Annotated in this window: 19 protein-coding genes and 1 tRNA gene; 12 read left to right on the top strand and 8 right to left on the bottom strand. The window is 64.8% G+C overall.

Annotated features, from left to right (window positions below; translation table 11 throughout):
• Positions 1–75: 75 nt before the first annotated feature.
• Complete coding sequence (locus tag NUG21_RS03730) at positions 76–3,177, bottom strand: TonB-dependent receptor (protein ID WP_263392319.1); 3,102 nt, start codon at positions 3,175–3,177, stop codon at positions 76–78.
• Between the two features lie 294 nt (positions 3,178–3,471).
• Positions 3,472–6,624 carry a GH92 family glycosyl hydrolase gene (locus tag NUG21_RS03725; protein WP_263393026.1) on the bottom strand — a complete coding sequence of 1,051 codons (3,153 nt, stop codon included), beginning with the start codon at positions 6,622–6,624 and terminating at the stop codon, positions 3,472–3,474.
• A 731-nt stretch (positions 6,625–7,355) separates the two neighbouring features.
• Between NUG21_RS03725 and NUG21_RS03720 the strand changes: the two genes are divergently transcribed.
• Both NUG21_RS03720 and NUG21_RS03715 read left to right on the top strand, forming a co-directional pair.
• Entirely contained in the window at positions 7,356–7,763 is a 408-nt protein-coding gene (locus tag NUG21_RS03720; RefSeq protein ID WP_263392318.1) for a hypothetical protein, read from the top strand.
• Between the two features lie 63 nt (positions 7,764–7,826).
• Positions 7,827–8,240, top strand: a complete 414-nt coding sequence (locus tag NUG21_RS03715) for a hypothetical protein (RefSeq protein ID WP_263392317.1) — start codon at positions 7,827–7,829, stop codon at positions 8,238–8,240.
• 457 nt (positions 8,241–8,697) lie between these two features.
• Here the strand turns inward: NUG21_RS03715 and NUG21_RS03710 are convergent, their stop codons facing one another.
• From NUG21_RS03710 to NUG21_RS03690, 5 genes are all read right to left on the bottom strand, one after another.
• A complete protein-coding gene (locus NUG21_RS03710) occupies positions 8,698–9,084 on the bottom strand; it encodes a zinc-binding dehydrogenase (protein ID WP_263392316.1) in 387 nt (128 codons plus the stop codon).
• 282 nt (positions 9,085–9,366) lie between these two features.
• Positions 9,367–10,701, bottom strand: a complete 1,335-nt coding sequence (locus NUG21_RS03705) for a P-loop NTPase family protein (protein ID WP_263392315.1) — start codon at positions 10,699–10,701, stop codon at positions 9,367–9,369.
• A gap of 270 nt (positions 10,702–10,971) precedes the next feature.
• Positions 10,972–11,047, bottom strand: a tRNA-Ile gene (locus tag NUG21_RS03700).
• A 10-nt stretch (positions 11,048–11,057) separates the two neighbouring features.
• On the bottom strand, positions 11,058–12,221 hold the full coding sequence (locus NUG21_RS03695; protein ID WP_019796844.1) for a tyrosine-type recombinase/integrase: 1,164 nt from the start codon (positions 12,219–12,221) through the stop codon (positions 11,058–11,060).
• Positions 12,218–12,466, bottom strand: coding sequence for an Arc family DNA-binding protein (locus NUG21_RS03690; RefSeq protein ID WP_263392314.1), 249 nt, complete (start codon positions 12,464–12,466; stop codon positions 12,218–12,220). The genes NUG21_RS03695 and NUG21_RS03690 overlap by 4 nt, the downstream gene beginning before the upstream one ends.
• A 102-nt stretch (positions 12,467–12,568) precedes the next feature.
• Between NUG21_RS03690 and NUG21_RS03685 the strand changes: the two genes are divergently transcribed.
• The 5 genes from NUG21_RS03685 (at position 12,569) to NUG21_RS03665 (ending at position 14,302) form a co-directional block, all read left to right on the top strand.
• Positions 12,569–12,787, top strand: a complete 219-nt coding sequence (locus tag NUG21_RS03685) for a helix-turn-helix transcriptional regulator (RefSeq protein ID WP_263392313.1) — start codon at positions 12,569–12,571, stop codon at positions 12,785–12,787.
• 77 nt (positions 12,788–12,864) lie between these two features.
• Positions 12,865–13,083, top strand: coding sequence for a hypothetical protein (locus NUG21_RS03680; RefSeq protein WP_019796846.1), 219 nt, complete (start codon positions 12,865–12,867; stop codon positions 13,081–13,083).
• Positions 13,084–13,157: 74 nt separating this feature from the next.
• Positions 13,158–13,679, top strand: coding sequence for a hypothetical protein (locus tag NUG21_RS03675; protein WP_263392312.1), 522 nt, complete (start codon positions 13,158–13,160; stop codon positions 13,677–13,679).
• A gap of 49 nt (positions 13,680–13,728) precedes the next feature.
• Positions 13,729–13,947 carry a hypothetical protein gene (locus NUG21_RS03670; RefSeq protein WP_019796132.1) on the top strand — a complete coding sequence of 73 codons (219 nt, stop codon included), beginning with the start codon at positions 13,729–13,731 and terminating at the stop codon, positions 13,945–13,947.
• A gap of 13 nt (positions 13,948–13,960) precedes the next feature.
• Positions 13,961–14,302, top strand: a complete 342-nt coding sequence (locus NUG21_RS03665) for a helix-turn-helix domain-containing protein (protein ID WP_019796131.1) — start codon at positions 13,961–13,963, stop codon at positions 14,300–14,302.
• 217 nt (positions 14,303–14,519) lie between these two features.
• Here the strand turns inward: NUG21_RS03665 and NUG21_RS03660 are convergent, their stop codons facing one another.
• A complete protein-coding gene (locus tag NUG21_RS03660; RefSeq protein WP_263392311.1) occupies positions 14,520–14,834 on the bottom strand; it encodes a hypothetical protein in 315 nt (104 codons plus the stop codon).
• 158 nt (positions 14,835–14,992) lie between these two features.
• On the opposite strand from NUG21_RS03660, the gene NUG21_RS03655 reads away from it, so the two are divergent.
• The 5 genes from NUG21_RS03655 to NUG21_RS03635 are packed head-to-tail and all read left to right on the top strand — an operon-like array spanning position 14,993 to position 17,641.
• Positions 14,993–15,550, top strand: a complete 558-nt coding sequence (locus NUG21_RS03655; protein WP_019796129.1) for a hypothetical protein — start codon at positions 14,993–14,995, stop codon at positions 15,548–15,550.
• Between the two features lie 33 nt (positions 15,551–15,583).
• Positions 15,584–16,048 carry a hypothetical protein gene (locus NUG21_RS03650; protein ID WP_263392310.1) on the top strand — a complete coding sequence of 155 codons (465 nt, stop codon included), beginning with the start codon at positions 15,584–15,586 and terminating at the stop codon, positions 16,046–16,048.
• A complete protein-coding gene (locus tag NUG21_RS03645) occupies positions 16,038–16,358 on the top strand; it encodes a hypothetical protein (protein ID WP_263392309.1) in 321 nt (106 codons plus the stop codon). The genes NUG21_RS03650 and NUG21_RS03645 overlap by 11 nt, the downstream gene beginning before the upstream one ends.
• A gap of 14 nt (positions 16,359–16,372) precedes the next feature.
• On the top strand, positions 16,373–16,813 hold the full coding sequence (locus tag NUG21_RS03640; RefSeq protein ID WP_019796126.1) for a hypothetical protein: 441 nt from the start codon (positions 16,373–16,375) through the stop codon (positions 16,811–16,813).
• A gap of 3 nt (positions 16,814–16,816) precedes the next feature.
• Positions 16,817–17,641 (top strand): DUF2213 domain-containing protein, encoded by an 825-nt coding sequence (locus tag NUG21_RS03635; protein ID WP_019796125.1) that lies wholly within the window; start codon positions 16,817–16,819, stop codon positions 17,639–17,641.
• Positions 17,642–17,666: the final 25 nt, after the last annotated feature.

The raw sequence follows: 17,666 nt of genomic DNA, 5'->3' as shown, positions 1-17,666 counted from the left end.
CGGCCCGACCGTCGCCGGGCCCCTCGCGCCCATGCCGTCCGCGGTGCGGCAGGCATGGGCACGACACGTTGCAGCTTAGAACTTGTAGGTCAGCCCCAGGTACGCCAGCCGCCCGGCGTAGCCCCCGGTGTAGAAGCGCGCCCGGGTGTCGTCGCCCAGGTGCTGGCGCGATTCCTGCTTGGTCAGGTTCAGTACCGACGCGGTGAGGCTGAGTGCCGGGGTGATGTTGTATGCCGCGTTGACATCGATCTGGTAGTACGGCTCTTCGTACACGTTCAGCCCGTTGACCAGGCCTTGCACCAGCTCGCCGCGGCGGTTGTACGAGGCGCGCAGCAGCAGGCGGTCGGTCTCGTAGAACACGGTGAGGTTGGTCTGGTTCTTGGCGCTGCCGGGCATGGAGGTCTTGCCGACCTCGGTGCCGTCCTCCAGCCGCACCGCCGCCTTGCTGGCGTCGTTGTAGGTGTAGTTGAACTGCACGCCGAGGCCGGACGGCAGCGTGTGCTGCGCATACAGCTCCACGCCCTGCGACACCGCATCCTGGCCGCCGGCCTTGGTGCTGTAGTTCTGCACCGTGATCGTCTGGCCGTTGATCAGCATGTTGACGTCGCTGACCACGTCGACCGAGAAGTTCTCCACGTTCTTGCGGAACAGCCCCACGCCCGCCACCGAGCCCGGCAGGAAGTACCACTCCAGCCCCAGGTCGAACTGGGTGGCCTTGTACGGCTCCAGGTTCTTGTTGCTGCCCGAGCCGTACCAGCCCTGCTCGCTGGCGCCGCCAGTCAGGCGCCGGTCGGCGACGTACTCGGGGCTGTAGTACTCCAGGCTGCCGGGCGCGGCGATGGCGTTGTAGCTGGGCCGCGCGATGACCTTCGACGCCGCCGCGCGCAGCAGCAGGTTCTCGGTCAGGTCGTAGGCCAGGTTGAAGCTCGGCAGCACGTCGGTGTAGTTGCGGTCCAGCGCACTCACCACGAACGACTCGGTGCGCTGTTCGGTGTCCGACAGCCGCCAATAGCCCTCGGTGCCGCAGTAGGTATCGGCCGGCGCGCCGGCGGGCATGGCGGCGCCCTGCTGGCAGGCCAGCGGGTTGCCGTCGGCACCATCGAAGAAGTAATCGTTGTAGGCGGTCACCTTGTCGGTGGAATCGGCATGCTGGCCGGTGCGCGCCACCCGCACGCCGACGTTGCCGCGCAGGCGCTCGGTGTGGAAGTTGAGCTGCAGGTAGGTCGAATAGATCTTCTCGTCGACGTTGTAGACGAAGTTGTCTTCGTTGCGGGTCTGCATCGCGCCGTAGGTGTTGTTCAAATAGCCGATGTAACCCGGGAAGTTGATCGCCGGGAACGCGCTGGACCTGACCCCACCGGCCAGGTTGTCCAGCGGGAACAGCAGATCCGGCGAGAACTGCGTGGCCAGCGCGTTGCAGCGCCCGTTCCAGTAGCGGTTGTTGTAGTCGCTCGGGTCTGTGCCCGGGCACACCCAATAGTTGTTGCCGGTGTTGCGGTGGATGCCGCCGTCGCGGCGCTTGAGGCCGAACTGCAGCGAGTCGAAGAACTCGCCGTCGATGTGCCAGGTGGTATCGATCTGCGCGTATTGCTGCTGGTTGGTGTTGCGGGTCCAGGACGAGCCGGTCGAGCCAAGGTCGACCTGCAGGATGCCGTCGCGCAGGTTCTGCATCAGCTCCGGCGAAAACGTCATCGACGGCGTGCCGGTCAGATCCCAGGCACTGGCGAAATTGCCATTGCTCCAGCTGCCGTCGGCGTTCTGGCGGCGCGGCTTGATCGGCAGGGAGAACTGCAGCTCCGGCCCACCCTTGGCCCAGGTGCGACCGGCCTTGAACGACACGTCCACTTTCTCGCCACGCCATTCGCCACCCAGGTCCACCGTCTGCGACAGCGACTTCTCGATGTTGTAGCTGCCGGTGATCTGCGGCGTCGGCACCGTACAGTCGTCCGAACCCCAGCCGCCCGGCGGCAGACCAGCCGCGGCGGCCTGGGCCTCGCTGCAGTAATAGGCCTTGCCCGGATGCAGGCTGTAGTTGGCGCCGGTGACGATGGTGCCGCTGGGATCGAACTGCAGCCCGTCGAGCAGGCGGCCGCCGCGCCAGTTCCCGTCGCCGTAATAGCGGGCGATGTTCCACTCGGGGATCTTGATGGTGTTGGTCTGCGAGTTCTGCGACAGGTCGAAGCGGAAGTAGTTCGCGGTCAGGGTCAGGTCGTCGGTGGGCTTGAACTGGAAGGTCAGCTGGCCGCCCTTGCGCTCGCGCTCCTCCTGCTTGACGTCCAGGCTGACCGAGGTCGGCATCATGAAGCGGGTGTAGTACCGGCCGTTCTGGTCCCAGAAGCCGGTGCCGCCCCACCAGTTGGCATTGAAGTCCGACGGATTGCCGTTCACGTCGACCGCCGGACCGCCTTCGTCGCGGCCGTACCACTGCCAGCTCTCGGTGCTGGCGTTGAGCGTGCGCGCAGTGCGCTTCTGCTGCGTATAGCCGACGAACACGCCGAAGCGGTTGTCCTGGTCGTGCCACGAGTACGAGCCGGAGAACTGGCCGTCGGTCTTCTTGCTGCTGTCCGACCACACGCCCTCGGCAGAGAGGAAGCCGGAATTTGGCTCCAGCTCCAGCGGGCGCCGCGTCTGCAGGATCACCGTGCCGCCGATGCCGCCTTCGTCGATGCGCGCTTCCGGCGTCTTGTACAGCTCGGCGCTGCCCAGCAGGTTCGACGGCAGCAGCGTGTAGTTGAACGAACGCGTCGGGTCGCCATTGGATTCGGCGGTGGCGATGTAGTTGCCGTTCAATTCGGTCAGCACCAGCTCCGAGGACAGGCCGCGCACGCTGACGTTCTTGCCCTCGCCGCCATCGCGGGTGATGACCACGCCGGGCACGCGCTGCAGCGCATCGGCCACGTTCTTGTCGGGGAACTTGCCCACATCCTCGGCGGTGATCACATCGACCACGGCATTGGCGTTGCGCTTCTGCTCCAGGCTCTTCTCGATCGCGTAGCGGTAGCCGGTCACCGTCACCGCGTCCAGGTCGGTGGCCTTGACCTCGGCCTGCCCTTTGGGGGCCGGCGTGCCGTCGGCCTGCTGGGCGAAGGCGGTGGTGGAGGCGGCGCTGGCGAGCAGCGCGATGGCGATACCCGCAGACAAGGCGCTGCGGTTGCGTGCGGATGGCATGCAGTTCATTTCAATCATCCTCTCCCAAAGATTGATCGGCTGCGGCGGGTTTCTATCGATCCAACGATCGGGCAAGAACTCCGCGCGATGTGACACGAAAACGTCCGGCGCCGTTGCGGCGAGCCGGTCTTGCGGTCCTTCCCCCTCTGTCCTGCACAACTGAATTGGATCGTTCTAATGCAGTGGAAAACCTAAGTACCACAGCCTTCCCTGCAACGCATGCTGCCGCGCAACAGGTCTAGGGCGTGGGGTGTCGTCTGCATCGTGGGCGCAGCGATGCGCATGCGCCACGTTGCGGCCGCCTCACGGCACGGCCTTCCGTGTCGCTGGCTGCAGCAGTTCGATCTCGGCGAGCGAAACGGCTTCGCCCGCGTCGATGCGCAGCCGATAGGCGCTGTAGGCGCCGGGCTTGGCGATGCGGAACGGCCGCAATTGCCGCGCCCAGGCGAAGCGCTGTTCGCGCCGCTGGTCCAGCGTGGTCCACGCGCCGTCGCCGTTGCGCGCTTCCAGCGTCCACGCCAGGCCAGACAAGGCAGCGTCGCCACTGGTCAGCGTGTAGTGCGTGGCGCGCTGCGGCGTCGCGAAGCGCAGATCGACGCTGGCACCGGCCGGCAGCGGCAGCGCCGTCGCCGCATCGTCGTCGATCAAGGCCGCGGCCTTGGGCTGCCCTTGCAACGACACCGCCACGGCCTGCGACGCCAGATCCTCCAGCCCACGCGGCGCGTTGCCCGGCGGCGTCAGCGACGGCGGCAGCGCATCGGCACCGCTGCCCCAGCGCGAGGGCGTCGCGCCCATCACGAACTCCAGCGTGGCGCCGTCGGCGATGTCCTGGTGGCGCAGCCAGGCCTTGTTCCAAGGCTTGCCGTTGAGCGTGAGCGACTGCACGTACACGTTGCGCGCACTGTTGTTGCGCGCGATCACCACCAACTTGCGGCCGTTGCCGAGGTCTACCTCGGCGCGCGGGAACGCCGGCGAGCCGATCACGTACTCCGGCGCGCCCATCCGCAGCGGATACAGCCCGAGCATGGCGAACAGGTACCACGCCGACATTTCGCCGTTGTCCTCGTCGCCCGGATAGCCCTGGCCGATCTCGCTGCCCAGGTACAGCCGACGCAGCACCTCGCGGGTGAGACGCTGGGTCTTCCACGGCTGCCGCGCCGCCACGTACATCCACGGCAGATGGTGCGAGGGCTGGTTGCTGTGCGCGTACATGCCCATGCGCACGTCGCGTGCCTCGGTCATCTCGTGGATGACGCCGCGGTAGCTGCCGGCAAAGCGCTTGTCCGCGGTCTCGGCCGTGGCGAAGAGCTCGTCCAAGCGCGCGGCCATGGCGTCCTCGCCGCCCAGCAGCGTGGCCAGGCCGGTGGCGTCGTGCGGCGTGGTGAAGGCGAAGGTCCAGGCATTGGCCTCGGTGTAGTCGCCGCCCCACACGCGCGGATCGAACTTGGACGCAGCGGTGCTCCACTGGCCGGCCGGCGTGCGCCCACGGAAGAAGCGGGTCGCCGGATCGAACAGGTACACATAATCGGTCGCGCGTGCCTGGAAGTACTCGACTTCCTCGCGGTAGCGCTGCGCCTGCTGCTCATCCTGTTCCTGATCCGCCAGCGCCTGCGCCATCTGCGCCAGGCCGAAATCGTTGAGCGCGCCCTCCAGCGTCCACGACAGCCCCTCGTGCACGTCGTTGGCCGCGTAGCCGCGATACATCGAACGCGCCAGGCCCTTGCGGCCCACATTCGACACCGGCGGCACCACCGTGGCATTGCGCAGCGCCGCCGCGTAGGCCTCGTGCGGATCGAACCCGCGCACGCCCTTCAGCCAGGCATCGGCGAACGCCACATCGGAACTGGTGCCGACCATCAGGTCCGCATAACCCGGCGAGGACCAGCGCGCCACCCAGCCGCCGTCGCGGTACTGCTGCAGGAAGCCGTCGATCATCGCCCCGGCCTGCTCCGGCGCGAACAGCGCATACGCCGGCCAACTGGTGCGGAAGGTGTCCCAGAAGCCGTTGTTGACGTAGACCATGCCCGGCAGGATCGGCGCCGCGGTGCGTTCGGCATCGCCGCCCGTGTTGTCCTTGGACCAACTGTTCTGGTCGGCATGCCGCCAATCGGGATGTGCCGCATCGCCGACATTCTCGTGGGCGATGTTGGGGTACAGGAACAGCCGGTACAGATTGGAGTACACCGTGACCCGCTGGTCGTGGCTGGCGCCTTGCACCTGCACCCGGCGCAGTAGCGCGTCCCACGCGTCCTGCGCGCGCGACTGCACCACCTCGAAGCCGGCGTCGCCGATCTCCTGCTGCAGATTGCGCTGCGCCTGCTCCACCGAGATCAGCGAGGTGGCGATGCGCATCACCACCATGCGGTCCGCGCCAGGCGCGAACTTCACATAGCCGGTCGGCCGGCCCGTGGCGATCTTGCCACTGGCGGTCCACGGGCGGTCGAAGCGCGCATAGACGAACAACCGCGTGGCGCCGTTGGACAGCCCGCTGCGCGTGTCCGAGTAGCCGCGCAGGGTCTGCGTCGCCGCATCCAGGGTCAGCCCACCGCGCGCGTCGACATTGTCGAACAGCAGATTGGCGTCGCCGCCCTCGGGGAAGCGGAAGCGGAAGATCGCGGCCCGCTCGCTCGGCGCCAACTCGGCGCGGATCCCGTTGTCGAAATCCACCCGGTACAGATGCGGGCGCGCCTCCTCGTGGTCGTGGCTGAACGACAATGCGCGCTTGCTGCGATCCGCCTCCGGCACCCCGCGCGTGGACGAGGGCATCACCTGGAAGGTCTGGCGATCGCCCATCCACGGACTGGGCTCGTGGCTGATCGATAGCGCCTGCAGCCGCGGCCGGTTGTCGTCGCCGTTCTGCTCGTTCCAGCGGTACAGCCAGCTCAGCGTCCCCGCATCGGTCGCCGGCACCCAAAAATTGAAGCCATGCGGCATCGCCGTGGCCGGGATGTTGTTGCCGCGCGAGAACGTGCCGTTGGACTGCGTGCCGCGCGTGGTCACCACCTCGTCGCTGGGACGCCGCGCCGCCTGCGGCCCAGGTTCACTGCGCACCGCGACATCGTCGATCCAGCCCGTCGCCACCTTGCCGGCGCCAGGCTGCACCTGCAGCTCGATCGCGCGGATGCGCTTGCCGCGCAAGGCCGCCACCTCACCCAACCGCACCTGCTTGAGCGCCCACTGCTGCGGATACAGCGTCTTCGACGCCGCCTGCCCCGCCGCACTGACCGGCGCACCGTGCTGGTCTTCCGCGCCCAACTCGGACAAGCGGCGCCCGTCGTCGAACAGCAGGTCCACCACCACGCCGGTCGACGCCACCGTATCGCCGTCGACGATTTCCGGCAGCACCATCCACGACAGCACCGTGTCAGGCTCCACCGGCAGATCCACCGCGAACAGCTGTGCACGCCCGGCCGCAGTGGCGCGATAGTGCAGCGCATGCAGCCCGGTGTAGCCCATGCCGGCCTTGGCCGCGTAGGGCTGCTCGGGGCCCTTGCCGATGGCGACGCTCACGCCTGTTTTGTCGGACTGCGCCGCCGACGCTGGCGCAGCTTCGCCGCGCTCGAACGAGGACGCAAAGTCGGCATCGGCCGCACATGCCGCGCCAATTCCCGCGCACAGCAACGCCGACGCAGCGACGAACCCGAACCACCGGCGCGAAGACTCAGACGGATGCGCGAAGCGCGGACGGATTGGCATGGCAGGCTCCCCAACTCTCTCGGTCGGTTGTGTCGCGACGCGTGGCGCCACGCACCTCCGATAGCAACGGCGCACAGTGAAGGCGCGCAACGTGGACCGGATCGCCCCGGGGGTCGCCGCTCGAGTCGGCCTCTAACCAGGCTTCACGACCGCAGATGCATGCGGACCAGAGAGCAGGCGTCAGCAAACTCGTCGCACGCGATCCCTATCCGCCGTCTCCCCCAAGGATGCGCTGCATCAACGGCTTTGGATCGATCCAACCGAGCTAGAAGTAACACGCCTTTCGGCGAGTTGCATGCTGCTGCGCAACAGTTCGCCTGCGGATCGACACGCGATCCAGCGTCGCTGGTTCAGGTCGAATACGAAGAGGCATGACGCTGAATCGCCACGCGACGGGGAGCGATCGAAGGCGATAGAGCGCCCTGCCTGACTGACGATCAACGGCTACACTGGCAAGCGCTGGATCGCTCCACACACACAGGGGGTTTCAAATGAAAATGGCCACACTCGCAATTTTGGCTGGACTGCTGGCAACGTCGAGCGCACTCGCCGGGACACGCTGCACAACCGACGCGTTCGGCGTGAAGACATGCACCGGCGACGACGGAAGCACGACGCGCACCACGACAGACGCTTACGGCACCACCACGACCCGTGATAACCAGGGCAACGAGACGCGCTGCACTACCGACGCTTACGGCACCAAGGCGTGCCAGGGCAGCGACGGAAGCTTGACGCGCACCACGACAGACGCCTACGGCACGAGCACGACCCTCGACACCCAGGGCAACCAGACGCGCTGCACCACGGACGCGTTCGGCGTCAAGACGTGCAACGATGGCAAGGGCAACATGACACGCTGCACGACCGATGCCTATCGCGTTGAGACTTGCCGGTAGGCGACCTGACAGCGCCTACAATCGTCAGCGTTAGACCGCTCCACACACTCAGGGGGTTTCAAAATGAAAATGGCCACACTCGCACTTTTGACTGGACTGCTGGCAACGTCGAGCGCACTTGCCGACACACGCTGCTCGACGGACTCGTATGGCAACAAAACCTGCCGCGGCGACGATGGAAGCGTCACGCGCACCTCGTCAGACTCCTACGGCAATACCACAACCCGTGACGACCGGGGCAACGTGGTTCGCTGCTCTTCGGACTCGTACGGCAATAAAACCTGCCGCGGCGACGACGGAAGCGTGACGCGCAGCAGCACAGACTCTTACGGCAATACCACGACCCGTGACGACCGGGGCAACACGATTCGCTGCTCCACTGACTCGTACGGCAACAAAACCTGCCGCGGCGACGACGGAAGCGTCAGTCGCACCAGCACAGACTCCTACGGCAATACCACGACCCGTAACGATTAGGGCAACGTGGTTCGCGGCGCGACGGACTCCTTCGACAACACGACGTCGCGCGACGACAAGGGCAACACAATGCGCTGCAGTACCGACAGTTTTGGCATTGCCACTTGCCGACAAGCGGCCTGACGCAGCATTCAAGCCCACGCCGCGCTGCGGCGCGGCTTGATCCGGCAACATTCTTCCACGCAACGGCCAGTTGCGCCGAGCATCTTCTTTGATCGGCGCTTGGCGACGGCGTGCGTTGCGTGTCGGAAGCTTGCGAAATCCGGCCTCAGGGAAACACGGGGCAGAGCACATCTATCACTCCATAGGGCTTGGACGTTGCCGGTGGTGCTTGATGCAAGCAAGTGCACGCCGCCCCTGTTTGCCCCAGACGCGCTGCGATGACCGGCTCGGCGGTCGACGCATCGCCGAGCCGCGGAGCCATTCGATGCCGTCGGCAACGCCGCGATCCACGGCCTCACTCGACCGTCATCACGATCTTGCCCTGGATGTGACCCTGCTCCGCGCGTTCGTGCGCCTGCCGTGCCTGCGACAAGGCGAAGGTGCTGTCGATGGCCACGCGCACCGTGCCGGCGTCCAGCAGTGCCGCGAGTTCGCCGAGTTGCGCGCCGCTGGAGCGCACCTGGGTGGTGGACACCGTCACGCCCAGCGCCGCCGCCGCATCGTGCCCATCGAAGCCGAGCGGAAAGATCGGGAGCAGTGCGCCGCCGCGCTTGAGCGTGCGCAGGAACCTGCTGGCACCGGCGCCGCCGACGGCGTCCACCACCAGGTCCACGTCGTGCAACACATCCTCCGGCGCCGTCTTGGTGTAGTCGATGAAGGTCTCGGCGCCCAACCCGCGCACGAACGCCTCATGCTTGCCGGACGCGTGATCAAGTCGTGGTCCTGCGCGATCAGGAGCTGCCACGCCATCAGCAACGACATTGGCGCACCTGCGGCCTGACCCCAATATCGGAAAACCTGGTGTGTAAAAGCTAGACGCCACAACTTCTGCCCCCATCATGAGCCGATTGGCCCTCCTTGCGGTAGCAACTGAGCACGAATTGCGTGCGTGCTTCTACAACCGGCTTTTTCCAGGGCCTTATGTCAACGCACCTGAAAACTACAGTGAAGATGCGTGCAACCGTCAATCAACAGGCGCGTTCCTTTGCGCGGCACTTATGTCCGGGTCTGGGTGAGGGATTTCCGCCATCACGTCAGCCGGAACACAGTTATCTATAAAGAAATACAGTGTGGAATCCACTACCTTCACCCGGCGAGAACCGGGATCAAAATCGAACAACGGCGGCTTAATTTTCGCGTCAGCCTGGAGTTTGGACAAACGCTGGAGCATTCCCGTCACATCGGAGGTTCGCACGTTCTCAGGATGGGTGTGGATGGCGCGAATATGCTCCTGCAGCGTTTTACGTTCGATCCCGTCACGCAGCTCTGCGTAAGAACGATTAACGAGCACTAAAACGACATAATAGGGCAAAAATAGAGCTGCCGTTTCCTCAGTAGCTCTACGCGAACGAGAACCGGCGGCGATGGCCTCCAGGCTACGCACATGACGGCTGGAATATTCGGCGACTTTTGCAGTAATCGCCTCACTCAGGAGCTCATCACGCTCTACATGTAACTGGCGTAATGACGTCTCCATAACTCCGGCCAGCTCACAGAGCTTCTTTAAAAGCTCCTGAACCACACCAATAGAACCGTGGGCTTCATTGAAGATGCGCTGCTTCAAAGCCGGACTAATCTTCACATTTAGCGCAGCCTCCCCTTTCAGCGCGACCCTCTCGAAGTCCCCATCATCCCAAGGCTCAACAGGAACTTCTGCAACACGATCTTGTAGATCACCATTATATTGAACCAACCTATTTCTTTCGCGCCAAACTCCTAGAATTACAAATCTAATTCCCATTTCTTCGAATGTACGCAGATCAAAGGCCAATTGATTTTGCGCTTCATCAGAAAGGTAATGGAAATTTTCAAGTACGTGGTATTTTTTTCGCGATCCGATCTTGATCAGCAACTCGCCCACATCCTGACCATTTGCAAGATTGAATTCAACAGTTGTCCGTAGCTCGTTTTCATTCCGGCCGGCACTTACACCTCCGGCTGTCTCCGCCTCTCCTCCTCCAAACAACGGGATCATCGCTTTAAAGCGGGCCGAAATTGACGTTGTAACTTCTCGCGACTGTTCCACGGACCGCTCGGTAACGATCTCAACGCCCTGCTGGCGCAGTAGCGAACGGTAGATGTCCTCTACACTCATCGTGGGGCCGCAATGCACTGTGATCCGGTCGTCCGGTGCAACATGTCGCTGAAGTAGACTTGTCTTCCCTTGCTTCGAAGATCCATAGATCACAATTTGACGCGATCCGGCTAAAGCCTCTTGCAGAGCAGTATCCACGGCATTGCGCTCGATATAACTTTCAACTTGGTCTCTGGCGACGCCGAACACTTCGTGGAGTTGCATAGAAGCCTCATGGTTTCAAAGGAGTCGACCCATCGTACCCTGGCGACAGCCTTTATGCAGCTTTTAAAGAACGGAGGGTAGTTGCACTTCTAACACCTTGCTTCTTTCAAGAGCAAAAAACATCTAATTGCTTTGAAGATAAGCTCGTAGCCGTCATGGCAAAATCCCCAACGGATTGGCGAGAGTCATCCCTGTTGAAGAATGGGGTCAGGTTCACTTCTAACGCCCACTCTTTCAAGGGCAGACAATATCAAGCTATCTCCATGCGTGTGGTGGGCCCACCAGGATTCGAACCTGGAACCAAAGGATTATGAGTCCTCTGCTCTAACCGTTGAGCTATAGGCCCTGAAGGAGTTTCAGGCGGTTTTGCGCGATCGCCGTTGCAATTTCGGTGTAACCCTGCGGCTGGTGAGCCGGCTCTCGAGGGCATCCATCGCGTCCCGCATCGAAGCCGCGTGAGTGTACCTTTCGGCCATAGCGCGTGTCTTCCATCCGCCCATCATCTGGATCGTGGCCGCGTCGAGGCCGGCGTGCGCTGCGTTCGTCGCAGCGGTGTGGCGCATCGTGTGCGGCGTGACGTGCTTGCTGATGCCGGCGCGCTCGACGCACCGGGCGAAGATGGCATTCATCTGGTAGACCCTGCCCGACTTCGCGCGCGGCGACGCGAACAGGAACGCCTCCGGCTCCATGCCGGCGATCACCTCGCCCAGATAGTCGGCCAGCACCTGCGGCATCGCCTGCTCGCGCCGGCCGGCCTTGTCGTGGCGGATCCAGAGGATGCGACGTTCCACGTCGACGTCGGCCGCGCGCAGGTTGAGCGCCGCACTGTGCCTCAGGCCCGTGTAGAGCGTCACCATCACGAACAGGTGCGCCAAGTCCGACTGATCGTTCGCTGCAGCCTTCAGCAGGCGCTGCGACTCCGCGGGCGTCAGGTACACCAGCTTGCCCTCTGGCTCGGCCTGGCGCGCAAGCAGCGGCACCGCGGCCAGGAGCTTGCGCCGGCGCATCGTGTTGAGCATGTGCAGCAGCGCCGATCGCTCCCGGTTGATCGTTGCCGGGCTCGCGCCTTCGGTCTTGCGCTTGGCGACGTAGGCCATCCAGTCGTCATCGGTAAGGCGCGCGGCCTGCTTCTGGCCCAGGTGCGGCACCAGGTGCTGCTGGAATCGCATCCTCTTCGCCACCAGGTCGCGCCCATCGTGCTTGGCCAGATACGCCAGGTAGTCGTCCGCAGCCTGGGAAATGCTCAGAGCGCGCGTCTGGCGGCTACCCGCTACCCCATGTGCGGCGGACCGCTTGGCGGCCTTCAGCGCGCTCACAACGTCCTCGGCCTGCGTGCGGGTGTAGCCCTCCGATTCCAGGCCGACGACTTGGTGGTGCCGCCGGCGGTTGACCATCACGTTGACCGACCACCGGCCGTCCCCGCTGCTGGTGCGCGTGTAGGTGATGCCGTGCTCGCTCAACGACTGGCCAGGCTGCAGGCCGCGCATGCCGGCGCGCGTCAGCTTGGCGAATGCCGTCATGGCTTCTCCTTGCCCAACCTCGCAGGTAAATCGAGCGAATCAATCAATTCCTGCAACTCCTCGATTTTCTTGACCGACACCCTGACCAGAGCCTCGAGGCCGGCGGCATCGATGTCCTCATACCGGCGCAGGCGATGAACGATTTCAGCCGTGACTGAGCGTCCATTTTCCTCAGCAGCCTTCTCCAGCTGCGCCTTGAGGTCCGCAGGAAGGCGGATTTTGAAGTGGGGATCATTTACGGCCATGCGCAAAGCATGGCCCATAGTGGGCCTTGACTGCAATGACCCACTGTGGGACATTGCCCGCAGGTGGCCCATAGTGGGCCATTGCAAAAAGGGGCAGTAACCATGAACGAAACGTCTCCGAATGCCGCGCGCCTCAAGGGCCCGGATGCCGCGAGGCACCTGGGAATCAGCGTCAGCACGTTGGAAAAAATGAGGGTCGAAGGCCGCGGCCCGCGCTACGTGAAGATCGGCGGTCGCGTGTTCTACCGCCGCGCGGATCTCGACGCCTACATCGAGGGGTCCGTCGTCGAGACGACCGACAGCCGTGCCCTCGCGGGCTGAAAGGAAGCGGCCCGCCCGGTTCCCTCCGGAACGAGCCGCGGAAGCCACCCCGAACCCTGACAAGGAACGAACTGACCATGCAAAGCATAGAGCTCGCTCAGCCAACCACGATACGTGCGCCGCGCGCTCGTTCGAACACCCAATCGCGGGAGCAACTCGCCGCGGCAATCTCGGCCCGATTCGACGCCCAGCGGGCCGCCCTGGCAGCCAAGTACGCCGAGCCGCTGCAGGCATTGCAGAGCGCGCGTGCGCTGGCAGCCAAGTTGACCAGCAACCCGATCAGCACCAGCAAATGAAAACGGCCCGAGCGCGCCAACGCTCGAGCCGTGTGCCAAGCAATCCATCATCGACCAAGAATCAGGAGAAGAACATGGCGACCAACAGCGTACCCGAAACCCTCGCCTTCGGGTTGACCATCAGCCAACTGGAACAACTGCGGCTGCAGGCCCGGACCGCGACCTCGGTCCTCGACATTTTCACAACCAATGGACTGGACGACATCTCTCCCGACAGCGTGCGCATGCTGGGCGGAATGGCCTTTCAGGCTGCCTACGCCGTCCGCGATGCCGTGGACGCGATCAGCGCCCAGCACCTTGACCAGCATCCCGGACACCTCGGGCATGACGACGAGCGGGCGATGCACGCCGCACCAAGTTGGGAGGCTGCGCCTGCCTGGGCGAATTTCCTCGCTATGGACGCCGATGGCAAATGGTGCTGGTACGAGAACCGCCCCTATCAGGACAACCACGCGAGTGATCAGGACTACGGCATGTGGGACACCGAGGAAGGCCGGCGCCAGGCCGCCATTACCGTGCATGGCTGGCAGGATTCACTGCAGCAGAAGCCGGCGGCGATGGAGGCGGTCCCAGCTGTGCCGAGGGCGGCAGCGTGATGACGGATACATCGCCAGAAGCGCGAGCGACCTCAATGGAGAACACACCATGATCTACCGCCCACTGCGCTGCCTCACAGCGCGCCAACTGCGCGACGTGCCGCGCGCCCAGGTCGAGCGCTGGCTGGCCAGCACGAAGGCCGCGGAGAGCGCCCTGGACACGCTCATCGGCATGGGGTGCACAGCACCCCAGTACGCCAACGATCGCGCGGTGTGCGAGCACAACCGGCGGCTGCTGACCAAGCAGTTGTCGCGCGTGGCCGCCTGATCAAGGAAAGGCGATGCCCCATGAGCCTTTCAACCTGCTGGCGCGCTACCAACTCATCGAGAGAGCCCTCCAAGACCCCCGCCTAAGCAAGGGCGACTGTGCGGTGCTCAGCGTGATCCTCAGCCATCTAGACCCCGATGGCGAAGCATGGCCAGGCATGGCGCGCATCTGCAGCATGGCGAGGATCCAGAAGCGCTCCGCCATCCGCAGCGTTCAACGCCTCGAAGAGACGGGATACCTCAAAGTGGACAGAACAACCGGCCGCTCCAACACCTACCTGGTGGCCCAGTTCAACTCAGCCACTGGTGACGCCAGTGTCACCAGTTCTGATGACGAGATGGACGTCGACTGGTGACATGCATGTCACTAGTAGTGCGAGACGCACTGGTGCCGTCGGCGTCACCACCCGGTGACACACGCGTCACCCACCGGTGTCCCTGGTGTCACCAGACCGGTGACGCAGGTGTCACCCGAACTTGATTTAAGAACTTGATTTAGGAACTCGATCCATGAAGGAGGGGTCAACACCACGCAAAATCAGTGCAATCGCATTGCGTTCGCATGCTGCTACGTCAATGACCCTCACGCTTCAGTTCATCCCGAAGAAAGCGCACGGTGCCTTTCCTGGGGTCAACGCTTCTCCGGCAATTCGCGAAGTCGGTGCCAGCGCGGACCGTCGCTGCCTCGGTGGAGTAGTCGGCCCCGTAGACGTCGGTGATGCAGTTGAGCTGCTGCTTCGCCAGCTTGGCCTGCATCCAGGTGAACCCATAGTAGGAGGTCGGGATGCCAAACACCGCGCTGGCGATCCAAAGCAGGATGCGGTACTTCAGCGGTATGTCCATGCCGATCCGTATCGGCGCGCCGCCAATTTTCTTGATCCAGGCCATGAACTGGCCTACCACCGTCGACCTCGGCATCCCTGGAGCACCTGGCAAGGGTTTTACCGCCAAGTGCGCGTGCGCACGCGAGGAGCTCGCCAGAAGGCTAGCAGGTGTTTTGCAGACGTTTCTGCAGGCATCGCGCACGCGCGCGCGAGGAGATCGACATGATCGACCCTGAGAAGCTGAGCACGTTCAACCTCGGCGATCCCGAGGACCGGGCGCGGTTTGACCGCATCCACACGCCGCGCCCCGGCGACCTGCTGTCGTCTCCGCTTCGGCGGACGCTCGACGAACTACTGGCCGGCTGGAACCAGCCTGCCGAGGTGATCCAGCAGAGGCGCGACGAGGTCGAGCGCAGCCTCGCGCACATGGACGCCATCGAGGAGCAGGCCGGCGGCGCGCCGGCGGCCCTGCGCCACCCGCTGATGGCCGTGGCCATGGTCCAGGCATCCGCCGCGGTGCAGATACTCGCCCGGGAGCCATGCGTTCAGGCCTACAAGGACGCCAGCAGCGCGCGCGCCGCCGGCGGCAGAGCGCGCCACACGGATGCGCCAGATTGGCATGCCCGCGCGATTGCGGTCGCCCTGGACCTCCGAGCCTCTGGAATCGCCGATCGCGAGCTGGTGGGCATGGTGGCGCGGCGGGTTGGCAAATCGGACGATGCCGTGCGCAAGGTGCTGCAGAACGCGGGCGTGCTGCCGAAAAAACGCCGTGTCAGCTGAGCAGGCGCGGTTTTCGTCCGGTTCAATGCCGGCATGGACACCGCAACCACCGAGCCCAACACCCGCAAAAACGGCGCCGATACGGCATCTCGCGACAACCGCGGGCGCTTCGGACCTGGCAACCCCGGCCGCCGCCGCGGCGCGCGCAACAAGAGCACCCTGGCCGCCCTGGCCTTGCTGGACAAGGATTCGAAGCGGCTGACGCAGAAGGCCATCGACATGGCGCTCGCTGGCGATGCCGCGGCGATGCGCCTCTGCCTCGAGCGAATCGCGCCTCCCACGCGGGAGCGCGTGATCCAGGTCGACCTGCCGATCCCGGAGAGCCCGGCGGACGTGCCGGCCACGATGCGCGCGATCCTGTCCGCCGCGGCCGAGGGCGCCATCACCGCCGGTGAGGCTGAGAAGCTGGGCCGATGCGTGGAGAGCTTCGCCCGGGCTCACGAACTGGCCGACTTCGACGCGCGCCTGCGCGCCCTGGAGGGCCAGCATGCGCGCTGACCGATCACGGCGACTGGCCGCCCTGGAGAACCGCCCAGCGCCGGCGCCGCTCTCACCTGCCGACTTGGCCTGCCATGCCGCCATGGAAGCGCTCTACGAGTCGCATGCATCCCGGGTCGAGCCGCGCGTGGTCGAGGCGCTCCAAAGCCTTCCGGCCGATGCATCCCTGCGGGACATCGCTGTTGCTTGGTGCGACTTCCTCGAAGCAGTGGGTCGCGTAGATCCAGAAGCCGAGGCCGAATTCGACCGGTTCATGGATCGGTACGTCGATGAAGAACCCCCGGCCGCGAAAAGCCGCCGCCGCAGCTAACCCAGGAGACAACCATGTTCAACCGCAAGCCCACCCGCACCGTCACCGTCGACGGCCAGCCCATCGAATGCAGCGAAGACAGCGCCACGGCGATCGAGCACCTGCAGCGCCAGCTGGCGGACACCGCAGCCGTGAACCAGCGCCTCCGTGCCGACCAGGCCGCCGTCGTCGGGGCCAAGGATGCGGAGATCGCCGCCCTCAAGGCCGAACTGGCGCAGCTGCAGGACAGCCGACCGAAGCCGGAGGACATCGACAGGCTCGTCGACGAGCGTGTGAAGCGCATGGCGGATTCGGCAGCCAGCGTGCAGCCGGCCACGGATAGCCGCGCGCCCAATCAGGATCCGGTAGCCCAAGCGCTGCGCGACGGCGCAGGCCGGCGCACCACTGTCCAGGACAACGGCTACGCCGAGTTCGTGGCAAACCTGGACTACCGCACCCGCAAGCAGGAGGGCTGAGCCATGCATGCCACTTTCACCGATCGCATCACCGTCGGTTCGACCCGCCGCACCGCGGACGGCTACCTCGTCGCCGACGCCAAGGTCGCGCGCACCGGCGTGCAGGAGTACCTGGGCAGCGAGCTGGGCCGGCCCGACATGCCCGTGGTGCGCGTCTACCGTCCGGCGGATGAGGTCTTCTCCGACTCCACCCTGCGCAGCTTCGCCCATCGGCCGATGACGCTGGAGCATCCGACCCAGGGGCATGTCGACGCCTCCAACTGGAAGGACCTGGCCATTGGCCACACCGGCGCCGAAGTGGTGCGCGATGGCGAGTTCGTCCGCGTGCCGCTGGTGCTGATGGACGCGGCGGCGATCAAGGCCTACGAGTCCGGTAAGCGCCAGCTCTCGATGGGCTACACCGCCGAGGTTCACTTCGAAGCAGGCACCACTCCGGATGGCCAGCACTACGACGCCGTGCAGCGGAAGATCGCGAACAACCACCTGGCGATGGTCGACACGGCGCGAGGCGGCCCGCAGTTGCACATCGACTCCGCGCCGAAGCACGCCACCCTGCAGCTGCTCGACGCCGCCGAATGGCGGAAGCGCCTGATGGACGATGCCGGCCACAGCAGCCTGCGCGAGGACGAACTGGACGTGCTCTCGCAGCAGCTGGCGGCGAATGCCGCAGTTGGGCAGCGCATGGTGGCGCAGGCGGCGAAGGACGCCGCGCAGGTGCGCACTCATGCCACCCAAGTGCAGCAGCAGGTGCGCGATGCCGGTGCCGGCCATGCCAACGACCAGGCCTATGCCCAGATGTGCGCCGGCCTCGACTATCGCACCCGCTGACACAGCCACCTGCATACCGGAGTTT

The sequence above is a fragment of the Xanthomonas sp. CFBP 8445 genome, assembly GCF_025666235.1.
Lineage (GTDB): Bacteria > Pseudomonadota > Gammaproteobacteria > Xanthomonadales > Xanthomonadaceae > Xanthomonas_A > Xanthomonas_A indica.
Note: the sequence above shows the minus strand (reverse complement) of the source record. Positions and strands in the feature narration are given on the sequence as shown.

What these genes read in the sequence shown, in the direction of transcription:
- NUG21_RS03675 (WP_263392312.1), top strand. Translation starts at nt 13,158, where the DNA reads ATGGCGACCAACAGCGTACCCGAAACCCTCGCCTTCGGGTTGACCATC.
- NUG21_RS03685 (WP_263392313.1), top strand. Translation starts at nt 12,569, where the DNA reads ATGAACGAAACGTCTCCGAATGCCGCGCGCCTCAAGGGCCCGGATGCC.
- NUG21_RS03695 (WP_019796844.1), bottom strand. Translation starts at nt 12,221, where the DNA reads ATGACGGCATTCGCCAAGCTGACGCGCGCCGGCATGCGCGGCCTGCAG.
- NUG21_RS03665 (WP_019796131.1), top strand. Translation starts at nt 13,961, where the DNA reads ATGCCCCATGAGCCTTTCAACCTGCTGGCGCGCTACCAACTCATCGAG.
- NUG21_RS03655 (WP_019796129.1), top strand. Translation starts at nt 14,993, where the DNA reads ATGATCGACCCTGAGAAGCTGAGCACGTTCAACCTCGGCGATCCCGAG.
- NUG21_RS03715 (WP_263392317.1), top strand. Translation starts at nt 7,827, where the DNA reads ATGAAAATGGCCACACTCGCACTTTTGACTGGACTGCTGGCAACGTCG.
- NUG21_RS03730 (WP_263392319.1), bottom strand. Translation starts at nt 3,177, where the DNA reads ATGAACTGCATGCCATCCGCACGCAACCGCAGCGCCTTGTCTGCGGGT.
- NUG21_RS03705 (WP_263392315.1), bottom strand. Translation starts at nt 10,701, where the DNA reads ATGCAACTCCACGAAGTGTTCGGCGTCGCCAGAGACCAAGTTGAAAGT.
- NUG21_RS03680 (WP_019796846.1), top strand. Translation starts at nt 12,865, where the DNA reads ATGCAAAGCATAGAGCTCGCTCAGCCAACCACGATACGTGCGCCGCGC.
- NUG21_RS03645 (WP_263392309.1), top strand. Translation starts at nt 16,038, where the DNA reads ATGCGCGCTGACCGATCACGGCGACTGGCCGCCCTGGAGAACCGCCCA.
- NUG21_RS03720 (WP_263392318.1), top strand. Translation starts at nt 7,356, where the DNA reads ATGAAAATGGCCACACTCGCAATTTTGGCTGGACTGCTGGCAACGTCG.
- NUG21_RS03660 (WP_263392311.1), bottom strand. Translation starts at nt 14,834, where the DNA reads ATGGCCTGGATCAAGAAAATTGGCGGCGCGCCGATACGGATCGGCATG.
- NUG21_RS03640 (WP_019796126.1), top strand. Translation starts at nt 16,373, where the DNA reads ATGTTCAACCGCAAGCCCACCCGCACCGTCACCGTCGACGGCCAGCCC.
- NUG21_RS03650 (WP_263392310.1), top strand. Translation starts at nt 15,584, where the DNA reads ATGGACACCGCAACCACCGAGCCCAACACCCGCAAAAACGGCGCCGAT.
- NUG21_RS03635 (WP_019796125.1), top strand. Translation starts at nt 16,817, where the DNA reads ATGCATGCCACTTTCACCGATCGCATCACCGTCGGTTCGACCCGCCGC.
- NUG21_RS03670 (WP_019796132.1), top strand. Translation starts at nt 13,729, where the DNA reads ATGATCTACCGCCCACTGCGCTGCCTCACAGCGCGCCAACTGCGCGAC.
- NUG21_RS03725 (WP_263393026.1), bottom strand. Translation starts at nt 6,624, where the DNA reads ATGGGCTACACCGGGCTGCATGCGCTGCACTATCGCGCCACTGCGGCC.
- NUG21_RS03690 (WP_263392314.1), bottom strand. Translation starts at nt 12,466, where the DNA reads ATGGCCGTAAATGATCCCCACTTCAAAATCCGCCTTCCTGCGGACCTC.